Source organism: Raoultella sp. T31, assembly GCF_002806725.1.
Classification (GTDB): domain Bacteria; phylum Pseudomonadota; class Gammaproteobacteria; order Enterobacterales; family Enterobacteriaceae; genus Klebsiella; species Klebsiella electrica.
This window is the reverse complement of sequence record NZ_PIBO01000029.1, coordinates 52,780-68,329: the sequence shown is the minus strand read 5'-3', so window position 1 is coordinate 68,329 and position 15,550 is coordinate 52,780. Positions and strand designations below refer to the sequence as shown.

General features: G+C 56.0%; 17 protein-coding genes. 13 read left to right on the top strand and 4 right to left on the bottom strand.

Features of this window, described 5'->3' with window-relative positions:
• Positions 1–406 (top strand): hypothetical protein (locus CWM52_RS26530; RefSeq protein WP_206057724.1); only part of this gene is annotated, 406 nt, incomplete at its 5' end.
• Positions 407–417: 11 nt separating this feature from the next.
• On the opposite strand, the gene ppa is transcribed toward CWM52_RS26530, so the two are convergent.
• The gene (gene ppa / locus CWM52_RS18205) at positions 418–945 is read right to left on the bottom strand and encodes an inorganic diphosphatase (RefSeq protein WP_004857176.1); all 528 of its coding nucleotides are present in this window, start codon (positions 943–945) and stop codon (positions 418–420) included.
• A gap of 403 nt (positions 946–1,348) precedes the next feature.
• Here ppa and ytfQ point away from each other — a divergent pair, with 403 nt between their 5' ends.
• The 4 genes from ytfQ to yjfF all read left to right on the top strand — a co-directional run bounded on the left by ytfQ (position 1,349) and on the right by yjfF (position 5,925).
• Positions 1,349–2,305: a galactofuranose ABC transporter, galactofuranose-binding protein YtfQ gene (gene ytfQ / locus CWM52_RS18200; protein WP_100685394.1), complete on the top strand. Its 957-nt coding sequence runs from the start codon at positions 1,349–1,351 to the stop codon at positions 2,303–2,305.
• Between the two features lie 96 nt (positions 2,306–2,401).
• Positions 2,402–3,904, top strand: coding sequence for a galactofuranose ABC transporter, ATP-binding protein YtfR (ytfR, locus tag CWM52_RS18195; RefSeq protein WP_100685393.1), 1,503 nt, complete (start codon positions 2,402–2,404; stop codon positions 3,902–3,904).
• A 10-nt stretch (positions 3,905–3,914) separates the two neighbouring features.
• On the top strand, positions 3,915–4,940 hold the full coding sequence (gene ytfT / locus CWM52_RS18190; protein WP_100685392.1) for a galactofuranose ABC transporter, ATP-binding protein YtfT: 1,026 nt from the start codon (positions 3,915–3,917) through the stop codon (positions 4,938–4,940).
• Positions 4,927–5,925, top strand: a complete 999-nt coding sequence (gene yjfF, locus CWM52_RS18185) for a galactofuranose ABC transporter, permease protein YjfF (protein WP_100685391.1) — start codon at positions 4,927–4,929, stop codon at positions 5,923–5,925. The genes ytfT and yjfF overlap by 14 nt, the downstream gene beginning before the upstream one ends.
• 39 nt (positions 5,926–5,964) lie before the next feature.
• Here the strand turns inward: yjfF and fbp are convergent, their stop codons facing one another.
• Complete coding sequence (gene fbp, locus CWM52_RS18180; protein ID WP_100685390.1) at positions 5,965–6,963, bottom strand: class 1 fructose-bisphosphatase; 999 nt, start codon at positions 6,961–6,963, stop codon at positions 5,965–5,967.
• A gap of 174 nt (positions 6,964–7,137) precedes the next feature.
• On the opposite strand from fbp, the gene mpl reads away from it, so the two are divergent.
• The gene (gene mpl / locus CWM52_RS18175) at positions 7,138–8,511 is read left to right on the top strand and encodes a UDP-N-acetylmuramate:L-alanyl-gamma-D-glutamyl-meso-diaminopimelate ligase (protein WP_100685389.1); all 1,374 of its coding nucleotides are present in this window, start codon (positions 7,138–7,140) and stop codon (positions 8,509–8,511) included.
• A gap of 108 nt (positions 8,512–8,619) precedes the next feature.
• Here mpl and CWM52_RS18170 read toward each other — a convergent pair whose 3' ends face one another.
• Together CWM52_RS18170 and yjgA are read right to left on the bottom strand one after the other, a co-directional pair.
• A complete protein-coding gene (locus tag CWM52_RS18170; RefSeq protein ID WP_100685388.1) occupies positions 8,620–9,828 on the bottom strand; it encodes an aldose 1-epimerase family protein in 1,209 nt (402 codons plus the stop codon).
• Positions 9,829–10,248: 420 nt separating this feature from the next.
• Positions 10,249–10,800: a ribosome biogenesis factor YjgA gene (gene yjgA / locus CWM52_RS18165; protein WP_100685387.1), complete on the bottom strand. Its 552-nt coding sequence runs from the start codon at positions 10,798–10,800 to the stop codon at positions 10,249–10,251.
• A 95-nt stretch (positions 10,801–10,895) separates the two neighbouring features.
• Here yjgA and pmbA point away from each other — a divergent pair, with 95 nt between their 5' ends.
• The 7 genes from pmbA to CWM52_RS18130 all read left to right on the top strand — a co-directional run bounded on the left by pmbA (position 10,896) and on the right by CWM52_RS18130 (position 15,523).
• Positions 10,896–12,248 carry a metalloprotease PmbA gene (pmbA, locus tag CWM52_RS18160; RefSeq protein ID WP_100685386.1) on the top strand — a complete coding sequence of 451 codons (1,353 nt, stop codon included), beginning with the start codon at positions 10,896–10,898 and terminating at the stop codon, positions 12,246–12,248.
• A 106-nt stretch (positions 12,249–12,354) separates the two neighbouring features.
• A complete protein-coding gene (gene cybC / locus CWM52_RS18155; RefSeq protein ID WP_100685385.1) occupies positions 12,355–12,744 on the top strand; it encodes a cytochrome b562 in 390 nt (129 codons plus the stop codon).
• 311 nt (positions 12,745–13,055) lie between these two features.
• Entirely contained in the window at positions 13,056–13,394 is a 339-nt protein-coding gene (locus CWM52_RS18150) for a glycine dehydrogenase (protein WP_100685384.1), read from the top strand.
• An 11-nt stretch (positions 13,395–13,405) separates the two neighbouring features.
• Positions 13,406–13,768, top strand: coding sequence for an SFCGS family glycine-rich protein (locus CWM52_RS18145; RefSeq protein WP_004098072.1), 363 nt, complete (start codon positions 13,406–13,408; stop codon positions 13,766–13,768).
• Positions 13,769–13,770: 2 nt separating this feature from the next.
• Positions 13,771–14,070 (top strand): DUF4312 family protein, encoded by a 300-nt coding sequence (locus CWM52_RS18140; protein ID WP_100685383.1) that lies wholly within the window; start codon positions 13,771–13,773, stop codon positions 14,068–14,070.
• Between the two features lie 21 nt (positions 14,071–14,091).
• Positions 14,092–14,868, top strand: coding sequence for a DUF4311 domain-containing protein (locus tag CWM52_RS18135; RefSeq protein WP_100685382.1), 777 nt, complete (start codon positions 14,092–14,094; stop codon positions 14,866–14,868).
• 13 nt (positions 14,869–14,881) lie between these two features.
• Complete coding sequence (locus tag CWM52_RS18130; protein WP_100685381.1) at positions 14,882–15,523, top strand: DUF4310 family protein; 642 nt, start codon at positions 14,882–14,884, stop codon at positions 15,521–15,523.
• Positions 15,524–15,550: the final 27 nt, after the last annotated feature.

Here is a 15,550-nt window from a genome sequence, read left to right as displayed (position 1 = left end):
TCCCCGGTGGCGCTGTGCTTACCGGGGCTACGTGGGTGCGATGTCTGGCTTGATCGCCTGGCATATTGCCCGCGGGGGGCCTGTGGCACTGGCATCGTTTGCTCCCCGGTGGCACTGGCGTTGTTTGTTCCCCGGTGGCGCTGCGCTTACCGGGGCTACGTGGGTGCGGTGTCTGGCTTTATCGCCTGGCGCATCGCCTGCGGGGGGCCTGTGGCACTGGCGTCGTTTGTTCCCCGGTGGCGCTGCGCTTACCGGGGCTACGGGTGGGTGCGGTGTTGGGGATTTTCACCTGGCGTATCGCCTGCGGGGGAGTTGTAGCCCGGGTAAGGCGTTAGCCGCCACCCGGGAGATGGCTCCGGGCCATAAGCAAAAACACCGCCTTGAGGCGGTGTTTTCGATAATCTGAGTGCGGCAGAATTACTTCTTAGCGCGCTCGAAGGAAGCAATGATTTCAGCTTTAGCCGCTTCAGCATTGTCCCAACCGTCAACTTTCACCCATTTGCCTTTTTCCAGGTCTTTGTAGTGCTCGAAGAAGTGGGTGATCTGTGCTTTCAGCAGTTCCGGCAGGTCGTTCACATCTTTGATGTGATCGTACTCTTTGCTCAGCTTGGTGTGCGGTACGGCAACCAGTTTCGCATCTTCACCGGATTCGTCGGTCATCTTCAGTACGCCAACCGGACGGCAGCGGATCACAGAGCCTGGCTCCAGCGGATACGGCGTCGGGACCAGTACATCAACCGGGTCGCCGTCCAGAGACAGGGTGTGGTTGATATAGCCGTAGTTGCACGGATAGAACATCGCAGTGGACATGAAGCGATCAACGAACAGCGCGCCGCTCTCTTTGTCGACTTCGTATTTGATTGGGTCTGCGTTAGCCGGGATCTCGATCACGACGTAGATATCTTCCGGCAGATCTTTACCCGCAGGTACGTTGAGTAAGCTCATGTCTGTTTCCTTTAAAATGTATGGCAAACAAGTGCCTGGTATTATAGCCAACTCGCATCGAATGTCTTCGCTTCTTTTCATTTTGCCCGCCGCTAATCACTCAGAATTTACCTTCGAAAAACAACCTGAAAATCCATAAACATAGCCACATCCTGAATAAAACAATGTAACCGTTTACATTGCATCTGTTTGATTTCTCAACATGCGAAAAATTTCACCTCATGCGTCGGCAGACGCGAGCTACGGGAAGCCTTATCTGCTCTCAGCTGGATTAAATCGTGGTAATTAACATTTAATTTACTTTTTCGAAGTGTGATGTAACGCATTCAGTTACATCACGAGTTGTCTATAGTTTGTCCGCAGATGACGATTTAACCCAAAGCAACCCGACGAGGACCTTTTTATGTGGAAGCGCTTACTTCTTGTCACAGCAGTTTCCGCAGCTATGTCGTCTATGGCAATGGCTGCCCCTCTGACCGTAGGATTTTCGCAGGTCGGATCTGAATCCGGCTGGCGTGCGGCCGAAACCAACGTTGCGAAGGAGGAGGCCGCGAAACGCGGAATCACTCTGAAGATTGCCGACGGCCAGCAAAAACAGGAAAACCAGATTAAAGCCGTCCGCTCCTTTATCGCCCAGGGCGTCGACGCCATCTTTATCGCCCCGGTTGTCGCGACCGGCTGGGAACCGGTGTTGAAAGAGGCCAAAGAGGCCAAAATTCCGGTATTTCTGCTCGACCGCTCGATTGATGTGAAAGACAAAGATCTCTACATGACTACCGTCACCGCCAACAACGTGCTGGAAGGTCAGTTGATTGGTGACTGGCTGGTGAAAACCGTCGACGGCAAGCCGTGTAACGTGGTTGAGCTGCAGGGCACCGTTGGGGCGAGCGTGGCGATTGACCGGAAGAAAGGCTTCGCTGACGCCATTGCCAAAGCCCCAAATATCAAAATTATCCGCTCTCAGTCTGGCGACTTTACCCGCAGTAAAGGCAAAGAGGTGATGGAGAGCTTTATCAAAGCTGAAAACAACGGCAAGAACATCTGTATGGTCTACGCCCATAACGATGACATGGTGATTGGCGCCATTCAGGCGATTAAAGAAGCCGGGCTGAAGCCAGGCAAAGATATCCTGACCGGTTCGATTGATGGCGTACCGGATATCTATAAAGCCATGATCGCCGGAGAAGCGAATGCCAGCGTTGAATTGACGCCGAACATGGCGGGTCCTGCGTTTGATGCGCTGGAAAAATATAAGAAAGACGGCACGTTGCCTGAAAAACTGACCATTACCAAATCGACGCTTTATTTACCGGATACGGCGAAAGAAGAGCTCGAGAAGAAGAAAAACATGGGCTACTGAGTGAATTAACCCTCTCTCCGGAGGGGGAGGGTTATCAGACCGCAAGGTTGCATTCCCTCTCCCCCTGTGGGGAGAGGATTAGGGGAGGGGGACATCATGAACGGCGAAGCACACCAGGAGATCCTGCGTACCGAGGGACTGAGCAAATTTTTCCCCGGTGTGAAGGCGCTGGATAACGTCAATTTCAGCCTGCGGCGTGGTGAAATCATGGCGCTGCTGGGCGAAAACGGAGCGGGTAAATCCACACTGATTAAAGCCCTTACCGGCGTTTATCACGCCGATCGCGGGGCTATCTGGCTGGAGGGGCAGGAAATATCGCCGAAGAATACCGCTCATGCCCAGCAGCTGGGCATCGGGACGGTTTATCAGGAGGTTAACCTGCTGCCGAACATGTCGGTGGCGGACAATCTGTTTATCGGCCGCGAACCCCGCCGTTTTGGCCTGCTGCGGCGCAAAGAGATGGAAAAGCGCGCCACCGCGCTGATGGAGTCCTACGGTTTTTCCCTCGACGTCCGCGAACCGCTGAACCGCTTTTCGGTGGCGATGCAGCAGATCGTCGCTATTTGTCGGGCCATCGACCTGTCCGCAAAAGTGTTAATTCTTGATGAGCCTACCGCCAGCCTGGATACCCAGGAAGTGGAGATGCTCTTCACCCTGATGCGTCGGCTGCGCGATGAAGGCGTCAGTCTGATTTTTGTCACCCACTTCCTCGATCAGGTGTATGCCGTCAGCGACCGGATTACCGTTCTGCGCAACGGTGGTTTTGTCGGCTGTCGGGAAACCCGCGAACTGCCGCAGATCGAACTGGTGAAGATGATGCTTGGCCGTGAGCTGGAGCATGATGCCCTGCATCGCGCGGGCCGGACTTTACTGAGCGACAAACCGGTCGCCGCCTTTGAGGGTTTTGGCAAGAAAGGCGTTATCGCGCCGTTTAACCTCCAGGTTCGCCCCGGCGAGATAGTCGGTCTGGCGGGGCTGCTCGGCTCCGGACGCACGGAAACCGCCGAGGTCATTTTCGGCATCAAACCGGCAGACAGCGGCACCGCGTGGATCAAAGGTAAAGCGCAGGGGCTGCGTTCTCCGCACCAGGCTTCATGCCTGGGCATTGGCTTTTGCCCTGAGGATCGTAAAACCGACGGGATTATCGCCGCGGCATCGGTGCGGGAAAATATCGTCCTCGCACTACAGGCCCAGCGCGGCTGGCTGCGGCCGATTCCGCGACGCGAGCAAAATGACATTGCCGATCGCTTTATCCGCCAGCTCGGTATTCGCACTCCCAGCGCCGAACAGCCGATCGAATTTCTCTCCGGCGGCAACCAGCAGAAGGTGCTGCTCTCCCGCTGGCTGCTGACCAAACCGCAGTTCCTGATCCTCGATGAACCGACGCGCGGGATTGACGTTGGCGCGCATGCGGAGATTATCCGCCTGATTGAAACTCTGTGCGCCGATGGTCTGGCGCTGCTGGTTATCTCCTCGGAACTGGAGGAGCTGGTGGGCTATGCCGACCGGGTAATTATCATGCGCGATCGTAAGCAGGTAGCGGAGATCCCGCTAGCCGAGCTTTCTGTCCCGGCAATCATGAACGCTATTGCGGCATAAGGAGTAACCCATGATGCCCCGATCAGTTCCACAAACTGGCCAGCCAAAGCGGCGCTTCAACTGGCCAAAAGGTATGCCGCAAATTATCGCCCTGATCCTCGTGCTGGTGGTGGATAGCTTTGTGGCGCCGCACTTCTTTCAGATTGTGTTACAGGACGGGCGCCTGTTCGGCAGCCCGATTGATATTCTCAACCGCGCGGCGCCGGTGGCGCTGCTGGCGATAGGCATGACGCTGGTCATTGCCACCGGCGGAATCGACCTGTCGGTTGGTGCGGTGATGGCGATTGCCGGCGCGACGGCGGCCTCGATGACCGTTGCCGGACACAGTCTGCCGGTAGTGCTGCTGGCTTCGCTGGCGGCGGGGGCGCTGGCGGGCTTATGGAACGGGATTCTGGTGGCTATCCTGAAGATCCAGCCTTTTGTGGCCACGCTGATTCTGATGGTCGCCGGGCGCGGCGTCGCGCAGCTGATCACCTCCGGGCAGATCGTGACCTTCGATTCGCCGCACCTGGCCTGGCTCGGCAGCGGTTCGCTGCTGCTGTTTCCAACGCCGGTGCTGATTGCCGCTGCGACGCTCCTGCTGTTCTGGCTTTTTACCCGCAAGACGGCGCTGGGGATGTTTATCGAAGCTGTGGGGATCAACATCCGCGCGGCGAAAAACGCCGGGGTGAATACCCGGATTGTGGTGATGCTGGCCTATGTGCTGAGCGGTATCTGCGCGGCCATTGCCGGGATTATCGTGGCGGCGGATATTCGCGGCGCCGATGCCAATAACGCCGGGCTGTGGCTGGAGCTGGACGCCATCCTGGCGGTGGTGATCGGCGGCGGATCGCTGATGGGCGGGCGCTTTAACCTGCTACTTTCGGTGGTCGGGGCCCTGATCATTCAGGGGATGAATACCGGGATCCTGCTGTCGGGCTTCCCGCCGGAGATGAATCAGGTGGTGAAGGCGGTGGTGGTGCTGTGCGTACTGATCGTCCAGTCGCCGCGCTTTATTGGCTTACTGAAAGGAGTACGCGGCCATGATAAAACGTAATTTACCGTTGATGATAACCCTGGCCGTCTTTGTGCTGGGCTATCTGTACTGCCTGACCCAGTTTCCCGGCTTTGCTTCGACGCGGGTGATTTGCAACATTCTGACCGACAACGCCTTTCTGGGCATCATTGCCGTCGGGATGACCTTTGTGATCCTCTCCGGCGGGATCGATCTTTCGGTCGGGTCGGTGATCGCCTTTACCGGCGTGTTCCTGGCGAAGGCCATTGGCGCCTGGGGCATCGATCCGCTGCTGGCGTTCCCGCTGGTGCTGGCGATGGGCTGCGCGTTTGGCGCGCTGATGGGCTGGTTTATCGATGCGCTGAAAATCCCGGCGTTTATTATTACTCTCGCCGGGATGTTCTTTCTGCGCGGCGTCAGCTATCTGGTGTCCGAAGAGTCGATTCCTATCGATCACCCGGTGTACGACACTCTCTCCGGGCTGGCGTGGACGATTCCTGGCGGCGGGCGTCTGAGCGCGATGGGGCTGCTGATGTTGCTGGTGGTGGTGGCGGGTATCTTTATGGCCCATCGCACCCGCTTCGGCAACCAGGTGTACGCCATTGGCGGCAGCGCCGTTTCGGCAAACCTGATGGGGATTTCAACGCGCGGGACCACCATTCGTATTTATATGCTGTCTACCGGGCTGGCGACGCTGGCGGGGATTGTGTTTTCTGTCTATACCCAGGCCGGGTATGCCCTTGCCGGCGTTGGCGTTGAGCTGGATGCGATTGCATCGGTGGTCATTGGCGGCACGCTGTTGAGCGGCGGCGTCGGGACGGTGCTCGGCACCTTGTTCGGGGTAGCGATTCAGGGGCTGATTCAGACCTACATTAACTTCGACGGGACCCTGAGTTCGTGGTGGACAAAAATTGCCATCGGGATTTTGCTGTTTGTTTTTATCGCGTTGCAGCGGGGTCTGACGGTGCTGTGGGAAAACCGACAGAACTCACCGGTTACCCGGGTCAGCGGAACGGCGTATCGTTAGCGGAAAATTCCCCTCCCGGGCGGGAGGGGAAGGGAGGCGTTACGCGTCCGGGAACTCTTTAATGAAGTTCTCGACGTCTTCAACCATATGGTTGTTGCCGACGAAGAAAGAACGACGCTGGTGCAGGCTGGTCGGGATGATATCGAGAATACGCTCTTTACCGTCGCTGGCTTTACCGCCCGCCTGTTCGGCGAGGAACGCCATCGGGTTGCATTCGTACAGCAGGCGCAGCTTACCGTCCGGATGGCTGGCGGTGCTCGGATACAGATAGATGCCGCCTTTCAGCAGGTTGCGGTGAAAATCCGCCACCAGAGAACCGATATAGCGCGAGGTGTACGGACGCTGGGTTGCGGTATCTTCTTCCTGACAGTACTTAATGTACTTCTTCACCCCCAGCGGGAACTTGATGTAGTTACCTTCGTTAATGGAGTAGGTGTTGCCTTTCTCCGGGAAGCGCATGCGCTCCTGAGAGAGGCAGAAAACGCCAAGAGAAGGATCGTAGGTGAAGGCGTGCACGCCGCAGCCGGTGGTATAGACCAGCATGGTGGAAGAGCCATAAACGACATAGCCTGCCGCGACCTGCTGACTGCCCGGTTGCAGGAAATCTTCAACGGTGACCGGTGTTCCAACCGGAGTTATGCGACGGTAGATGGAGAAGATAGTCCCGACGGAGACGTTAACGTCGATGTTAGAGGAGCCATCCAGAGGGTCCATGAGCACCACGTATTTCGCGTGTTCATAGCCTTCAAAGACAACGATCTCATCTTCTTCTTCAGAGGCGATCCCAGCCACGATATCGCGCGCTCGCAGTGCAGCTTTCAATTTTTCATTGGCGAACAGGTCGAGTTTTTGCTGTACCTCACCCTGGACGTTTTCAGCACCGCTGGCACCCAGGATATCGACCAGACCGGCCTTATTGATATCGCGGTGGATGATCTTGGCGCCTAACTTTATCGCCGACAACAAAGCAGTAAGTTCGCCGGTTGCGTGGGAAAACTCGTGTTGCTTTTCGACAATAAATTCACCTAGCGTTTTCATAACCCGTTCCCTGCATGTTTATGTGAAGTAAAACGAACGCAACAATCTTAACAAAGAATAAAAAAAAATCGCACAGGTGAATCGCACCAGCAAAAAACGGATTAACCTGAAATACATTTCTCTGATGCATACATACGGGTAAAATGTATAGCAGATTAAAGAGGGAAGGGACGAATGCGCATTCATATTTTAGGTATCTGTGGCACGTTTATGGGGGGGCTGGCAATGCTGGCGCGTTCCCTCGGTCATGAGGTAACGGGGTCGGATGCTAACGTCTATCCGCCAATGAGTACCCTGCTGGAAAACCAGGGAATCGATTTAATTCAGGGCTATGATGCCAGCCAGCTGGAACCGCGGCCGGATCTGGTGATCATCGGTAATGCGATGACTCGCGGCAATCCGTGCGTCGAAGCGGTGCTGGAAAACAATATTCCGTATATGTCCGGCCCGCAGTGGCTGCATGATTTTGTCCTGCGCGACCGCTGGGTACTGGCCGTGGCGGGGACCCATGGTAAGACGACGACCGCCGGAATGGCTACCTGGATCCTCGAAGCCTGCGGCTATCAGCCCGGTTTTGTGATCGGCGGCGTCCCGGGCAATTTTGATGTCTCCGCGCGTCTGGGCGGCAGCCCGTTCTTTGTTATCGAAGCCGATGAGTATGACTGCGCCTTCTTCGATAAGCGTTCCAAATTTGTCCACTACTGCCCGCGTACGCTGATCCTCAATAACCTTGAGTTCGATCACGCGGATATCTTTGACGACCTGAAAGCCATTCAGAAACAGTTCCATCATCTGGTACGTATTGTGCCGGGCAAAGGTAAAATTATCCTGCCGGAAAACGACATCAATCTGAAACAGACGATGGCGATGGGCTGCTGGAGCGAACAGGAGCTGGTGGGCGAGCAGGGCCACTGGCAGGCGAAGAAGCTGAACACCGATGCCTCGCAGTGGGAAGTCTGGCTGGACGGCGAGAAGGTCGGGGAAGTGAAGTGGGAGCTGGTCGGCGAACACAACATGCATAACGGCCTGATGGCGATTGCCGCGGCGCGTCATGTTGGCGTGCTGCCGGCCGATGCCGCTAATGCGCTGGGCGGCTTTATCAACGCCCGCCGCCGCCTTGAGCTGCGCGGCGAAGCCAACGGCGTCACCGTGTATGACGATTTCGCCCACCATCCGACGGCGATCCTCGCGACTCTGCAGGCGCTACGCGGTAAAGTCGGTGGTACTGCCCGCATTCTTGCGGTGCTTGAGCCGCGCTCGAACACCATGAAAATGGGTGTCTGCAAAGACGATCTGGCGCCGTCCCTGGGCCGTGCCGACGAAGTGTTCTTGCTCCAGCCGCAGCACATTCCGTGGCAGGTGGCGGAAGTGGCGGACGCCTGCGTGCAGCCGGCGTACTGGAGTGCCGATGTTGATACGCTGGCCGATATGGTGGTGAAAACCGCGCACCCGGGCGATCATATCCTGGTGATGAGCAACGGCGGTTTTGGCGGCATTCACCAGAAGCTGCTGGATAAGCTGGCGAAAAAGGCAGAGGCGTCCAGATAACTCTTCGCCCTGGGGGCTACGCTGGCCGGGCTATGGGTCAGCGCGGCCTGGTTTTGTCGCCCGGGTCGGGCGCTGACGCCGCAACCCGGGAAGGCTTAGCGCGTTAAATTACTCCTTCGCGATCGGCGTTTCGTTTTCCTCCACTTTCGTATCGCCCTGAATTGCCGCAATTTTCTTCTCAACGTCGGCAACCTGTTCGCTGCTGTGCAGCAGCGTATAGGTCAGGTCAAACTGCGTGCTGGCCCCTGGCTGAAGCTGCTTCACGCGTTTTTGTTCGCGCTCAATGGTGACCGGATAGGCATAGCTGGTGCCCGGCTCAATACCGGTGACATAGCCCTGTTTTTCGGTATCGGTATTTTTCCACAGCGTCAGTACCGGCAGCTGGCGGGTATCGAACTGGATAGATGCCCCTTTATCTCCCGCCTTGTTGACCACGGCGGCCAGCGTCTGGTGGTTGCTATCTGCCAGCGGCTGAATATTGAATACCATCTCGTCGAAACCTTTGGTCGGACCGGCGTAGGTTTGCCAGGTTTTCAAACCCGCTTTAGCGTAGTCGTTGAACGGACTGATGCTGGACATGGGGGCCAGAAAACGTGCCCCCTCTTCCAGAATCGGTTTCCCGAAATTGCTGTGATAAATGATCTGGTAGTCATGCGGGTAATCCGCGTGGTTGGTTAAGACATCATGCAGGCTGAAGCTGTTGCTGCCGGGGACATAGCGCAACTCGGTCATGGTCTGCAAATCAGCTTTCTTGAAGGTACTCTCCTTCACCAGCCCACGGATACGAATTTCATATGGCGCGGTATCGGCAACCTCGACTTCCACTTGCGATGCTGGCGTGTTGCCGGCTTTGCCATGCAGAGTATAAATCTGTCCATCGGCGGTCACCGGGTGGCCGGTCCATTCGTAGCCGCAGCGGACCATCATTTCATTGAAACCTTCCAGCCAGCCCAGGCCGTTCCGGCTTTCGAGGTTGATAAAGGCCGGGTTGACCACCTCTTTCACCGGTGAATCCCAGCCCATTCGCGTGCCGAAGCCTTCAATTTTCAGCAGATTCATACCACGGGTCGGGCTGAGGGTAATGGTCAGGCCATCTTTACTGCGGATGACGAGAATTTTACTGCCTTCCTGTTTGCCGCCGTGGAGGACTTTTTGCTCGATGCTGAAGTTATGATCTTTTATCTTCAGCTGATCGCTGTCTATTTGCCAGTTTCCTTTATCTGTGCCGTTTTCAGCGCTTGTCAGCACCCAGGTTTTTGCTGCAACAGGCCCTGAAATCATCATCGCGATTGCCGTTAAAGCGAATACTTTTTTCATTTTTCATCCCTTTTTGCTGAATCGATTGTGTTGATAATGAAGGGAATCTAATTGTAAGCGGTTGATGAAAATGTGAAGTGCCTCACCTGGTGAGTAAATGCGCATTTTTAAACTTTTAAATGCGATAAAGATCGCTTTTTATAAGCAACAAGCAATTAATCATACATTTAAAAATGTGAATTTAAACGTTATTAGCTTTAACGATTCAGCTTTTTTTGTCGACTCATAAAGAGCGGGCGCACGGCAGGGCGGGAATCAGGAAACAGGAATGAGGAATCAGGAATGAAGGTGGGGGAGCGCGTAGAGAGCGGATATTCCCGGCGAGGCTATCGCTTGCCGGGCTACAGGTACAGCGTTATCCGGTAGCCCGGACAGGCGCACAGCGCCGCCTCCGGGAAAATCTGGCGGGCAAACGCGGAGTTAGCTTTCGCCTTCAGACAGTTCACGCAGATACTGGAAGATAAGACGCGCGGATTTCGGCGGCTTGTTGCCTTCTTTCTCTTTTTTGGCGTTACGGATAAGCGAACGCAGCTGCTGACGATCGGCGTCGGGCCACAGGTTTAACACTTCCGGTACCGCATCATCGCCTTCTTCAATCAGGCGGTCGCGAATCATTTCCAGCTTATGGAACAGCGCAACCTGCTGGTTGTGGCGGTTCTTCAGCTTGTCCAGCGCCTGGCGAATCGGATCGACATCGCGGCTGCGCAGCATTTTACCAATCAGCTGCATCTGGCGGCGGCGACCCTCTTTCTTGATACGCTGGGCCAGTTCAATGGCGTCGCGCAGGTCGCTATCGAGCGGGATTTTATCCAGCGCGTTTTTCCCCAGCTCAACCATTTCAGCGCCAAGACGCTTCAGTTCTTCCGCGTCACGTTTAATTTCACTTTTACTGACCCAGATAATTTCATCGTCTTCATCTTCAACGTCATCACCGGGCACGTCGTCGAGCCAGTCATCGGGCTGCTTAGTCATCTCAGGCTCCTTAAAAAAAGAGGCTAATGTTACCAGTTAAGGCGCGCACTGAAAAACGGTTCTCTGTTAGACTTCACTTAACACCTTCCTACATTATGGCATTAGCGATGAAAGTCATCTCTCAAGTTGCACAACAGCGCAAGACGCTGGAAGAGGCCGTGACCACGGCGCTGGAACTGGCGGCAGGCAAATCAGACGGTGCGGAAGTCTCCGTCAGCAAAACCACCGGCATCAGCGTCAGCACCCGCTACGGCGAGGTGGAGAACGTAGAATTTAATAGCGATGGTGCGTTAGGCATCACCGTTTATCATCAGAACCGCAAGGGAAGCGCCTCCTCAACCGATCTGAGCCCGCAGGCGATTGCCCGCACGGTGCAGGCGGCGCTGGATATTGCCCGCTATACCTCCCCGGACCCGTTTGCCGGCGTGGCGGATAAAGAGCTGCTGGCCTTTGACGCCCCGGATCTTGACCTGTTCCATCCGGCGGAAGTGACCCCGGATCAGGCGATCGAGCTGGCCGCCCGCGCGGAACAGGTCGCCCTGCAGGCGGATAAACGCATTACGAATACCGAAGGCGGCAGCTTCAATAGCCACTACGGCATTAAAGTGTTCGGCAACAGCCACGGCATGTTGCAAAGCTACTGCTCAACCCGCCATTCGCTCTCCAGCTGCGTTATCGCGGAAGAGAACGGTGATATGGAGCGCGATTACGCTTACACCATTGGCCGCGCGCTCGAGGATTTGCATACCCCGGAGTGGGTCGGCGACGAATGTGCCCGCCGCACCCTGTCGCGCCTGGCGCCGCGTAAACTTGCGACAATGAAAGCACCGGTTATCTTTGCCAACGAAGTGGCCACCGGGCTGTTTGGGCACCTGGTCGGCGCTATCGCCGGCGGCGCGGTCTATCGCAAATCGACGTTCCTGCTCGACTCCCTCGGCCAGCAGATTCTGCCGGAGTGGCTGACGATTGAAGAGCATCCGCATCTGCTGAAAGGGCTGGCCTCGACGCCGTTCGACAGCGAAGGCGTGCGCACGCAACGTCGTGACATTATTAAAGACGGCGTGCTGACGCAGTGGCTGCTGACCAACTACTCGGCGCGCAAGCTGGGGATGAAGAGCACCGGGCATGCGGGCGGCATTCATAACTGGCGGATTAACGGCCGCGGCCTGAGTTTTGAAAAGTTGCTTAAAGAGATGGGCACCGGACTTGTCGTCACCGAATTGATGGGCCAGGGTGTCAGTGGCGTGACCGGCGATTATTCGCGTGGCGCTTCTGGCTTCTGGGTTGAGAATGGCGAGATTCAGTATCCGGTAAGCGAAATCACCATCGCAGGAAATCTGAAAGATATGTGGCGTAATATTGTCACTGTGGGTGACGATATCGAGCTGCGCAGCAACATTCAGTGCGGTTCCGTACTGCTGCCTGAGATGAAAATCGCCGGACAGTAATTGCGGATTATCCCCACTATTCAAGATGCAGTTTGCAGAATAACCTGTACAGAAGGGCGCTCCTTGCAGCGCCCGTTTGCTTAAATAATAAAAAAGGATGTGAGCAATGCGTAAAAAACTGTTAGCAATGCTGGCTGTCTCCGCCCTGACTATGGGGTCTGTTTCGGCGTTCGCCGCTGAGCTGGGCGAAGATATGGATACCATCGCGAAAAACCTGCAGGTGGTGCAGAAAACCTCCGATGCCGGCGAACTGAAAGCGGCATTGACGAAGATGCGCGGCGCCGCCGTGGATGCGCAGAAAGCGACCCCGGAGAAGCTGGAAGGCAAAGCGGCGGACAGTGCGGAAATGAAAGACTATCGTCACGGTCTGGATATTCTGATTGGTCAGATTGACGGTGCGCTGAAGCTGGCGGAAGAAGGTAAAGTGAAAGAGGCGCAGGCTGCCGCTGAAGGGTTCAAAGCGACCCGTAACACCTACCATCAGAAATACCGCTAATGCCTGTTGCAGGAGGCTGCTGTCGAGGCCTCCTGCACATCCCCCCACGATAAAACCCTGCTGGCATCACACTTTTTCCTTTTTCTTTTCCGTTTCTTCAGGCAACGGCAACCGCCAGCGCCATGATTTCTTGTGATGCTCATCACGCGATTTCGCCCAAAACATCCTCTTCTCATCAGTTTCACGCCGATTATGTGCAATGGATCACGCAAGCCGTCCGCCTTTCCACTTCGAAGTGGAAAACAACTCGCTACAAACTCCTCCCTCCCGGCGCTAGTTTTATCCTCAGAGACATCAACGGGGTAACACTAGTGAATAACGGAGCGGTAATAAACGACGTAGGGGAACAGGCAAAGCAAACCGAGCTGCTGGCTGAGAAGATGCTGCCGCGGGTTTATGCGCTGTTAAGCCGTCGCAATATCATCCCCAACGCCGTCCAGCAGCAGATGCTGACCTCCCACGTGCGGGCGATGGCCCACCGGTCGATTAGCGGCGAGCCGCTGCCGGAAGTGGATGCCAGCCTGTTTGAAGAAATTTCAGAAGATTCAATGATGCTTGCCCGCGAAGTGGTCGCGGAATTCGGCAACCTGCCAGAAGAAGAGTCCTGGCTGCTGTCGGTCCACTTCGAAGTAGCAAAAGACAACCTGTAAGGAGCAATAAAATGGAACAGATTACTGTGGTTATTGGCGACCGCCTGGGTAAAGGGCAAAAAGTGGCCGCTGGCGCGGAAAAAGCCGGTGCTCGTGCGGTTGTTGTACCGGGGGTTGCCGCCGATATGAAGCTGGGCGACATGATGAAAGCAGAAAATGCCACCTTCGGCATCTCCTTCTGCGGCAGCGGCGGCGCAGGCGCCATCACCGCGCAGAACAAGCACGGCTACAAGGCAAAATATGGCATGCGCTCCGTTGATGAAGGCGTGACCGCTATCAACGAAGGCTACAACGTTCTGGGTTTCGGCTTTATGGATAAAGAAGAGCTGGGCGAGCGCCTGGTGGAAGCCTGGAAAAAGAAATACGGCGCGTAAGCATGAAAGAACAATTCACCACCACGGTGAGCGTGAAGGGGAAAGGCGAAAGCAAAGCACGGGCCTTCGCCGACGCCCTGAACCATGTACAGGCAGCGGTGATGAAAACCTCATCGCATATCTTACTGCGTATTGAGCCACAGGATGTGAAGGTTGTTCGTGCGCATGAAGCGACGCGTAAAGAAGCGTTTCTGTTCTTCTTTTTACGTCGTGAACGACGGAGCTACAGCGTGGAGCTGGATGTCACCGTCAACGTGACGGCCATTGATGTCGAGAAAGTGGATTTCGTCACGCAAACCTGAATTTAATCATAGGGTTAAACTATGTTCCTGATAATTTTAATAAAATCGCTCATTATCGGCGGCCTGGTCGGCGTCGGAGTGGGCGCCGGAGCGGCACGCATGTTTCATGCGCCTACCACTCAGGGGATGGGGGCGTTTCGTACCCTGGGCGAGCTGAATTCCTGCGAAGGCGATCCGGCTTCCCACTTCTCCTTTGGTCTGGGATTCTTCTTTAACGCCTGGGCCTCTTCCGTTGCAGCGGGCTCATTCACTCAGGACGTCGATCACCGCATTATCCCGAACTGGGGCGCCGCGGCATTGATGTTGAAAAACCGTAACGTCGGCGAAACGCTGCACGATCCGAAGAAAATGGCGATTGCCTGCGGCATCATCGGCATGCTGGTGGTCGCCTTCTTAAACCTGACCGCCTCTTCCGTACCGGAAGCGCTGCAGGTCACCGCGGTGAAGGTGCTGGTCCCGGCGGCCAACCTGCTGGTTAACACCGTGATGCCGGTAATCTTCTGGCTGGCGGCCATCGATGCCGGTAAAAAATCGGGCTTCTGGGCCACCATTTTCGGCGGCGCGGCGCAGCTTATCATGGGTAACGCCGTACCGGGCCTGGTGCTGGGGATCTTGATCGGTAAAGGCGTAGAAGAGAGCGGCTGGAACCGCGTCACCAAAGTGATGATGTCGGCCATTGTCGCGCTGTTTGTCCTGAGCGCCTTCTTCCGTGGCTTCGACATTAAGACACTGCAATCCTTCCATCTGACTGTGCCGAACTGGTTGGATCTGATCCACAACTCGCTCAGCGGCAAATAACAGGAGCCTCTACATGGAACAGAATAAAGGTTTTTGGTATGCCGACTGGTCGTTTCCGATCTTTGTTGGTCTGCTCTCCTCCGGCGTTTTCGCCGGGACCCACATGTATTACCTCTACGGTATCGGCGCGTTTAACGAAGTGGCTTTCGTGGCCATGCTGAAAGCGGGCATTGATACCGGCGCTTATGGCGCGGTGGCCGCGTTTGGCGCCAGCTTCCTCTTCGCCCGTATTATCGAAGGCTCGCTGGTCGGGATCCTCGATATCGGCGGCGCCATTCAGACCGGCGTGGGTCTTGGCGTTCCGGCGCTGCTGCTCGGGGCTGGCGTTGTCTTTCCGGTGGCGAACTTTGCCGCCTCGCTGGCGACCGGTCTCGCGCTGGGCCTGGCGATTGGCTACATCATCATTCTGGCGCGTAAGTTCACCATCAATCAGAGCGACTCCACCTACGGCGCCGATGTGATGATGGGGGCCGGTAACGCCTCAGGCCGCTTCCTCGGGCCGTTGATTATCCTCAGCGCCATGACCGCCTCGATTCCTATCGGTATCGGTTCTTTGGTCGGCGCGCTGCTGTTTTACATCTGGCAGAAGCCTATCACTGGCGGTGCCATCCTCGGTGCCATGATTTTAGGTTCGCTATTCCCGGTAGCGCTGTGACACCAACGGGCGCGTATGCGCCCGCCT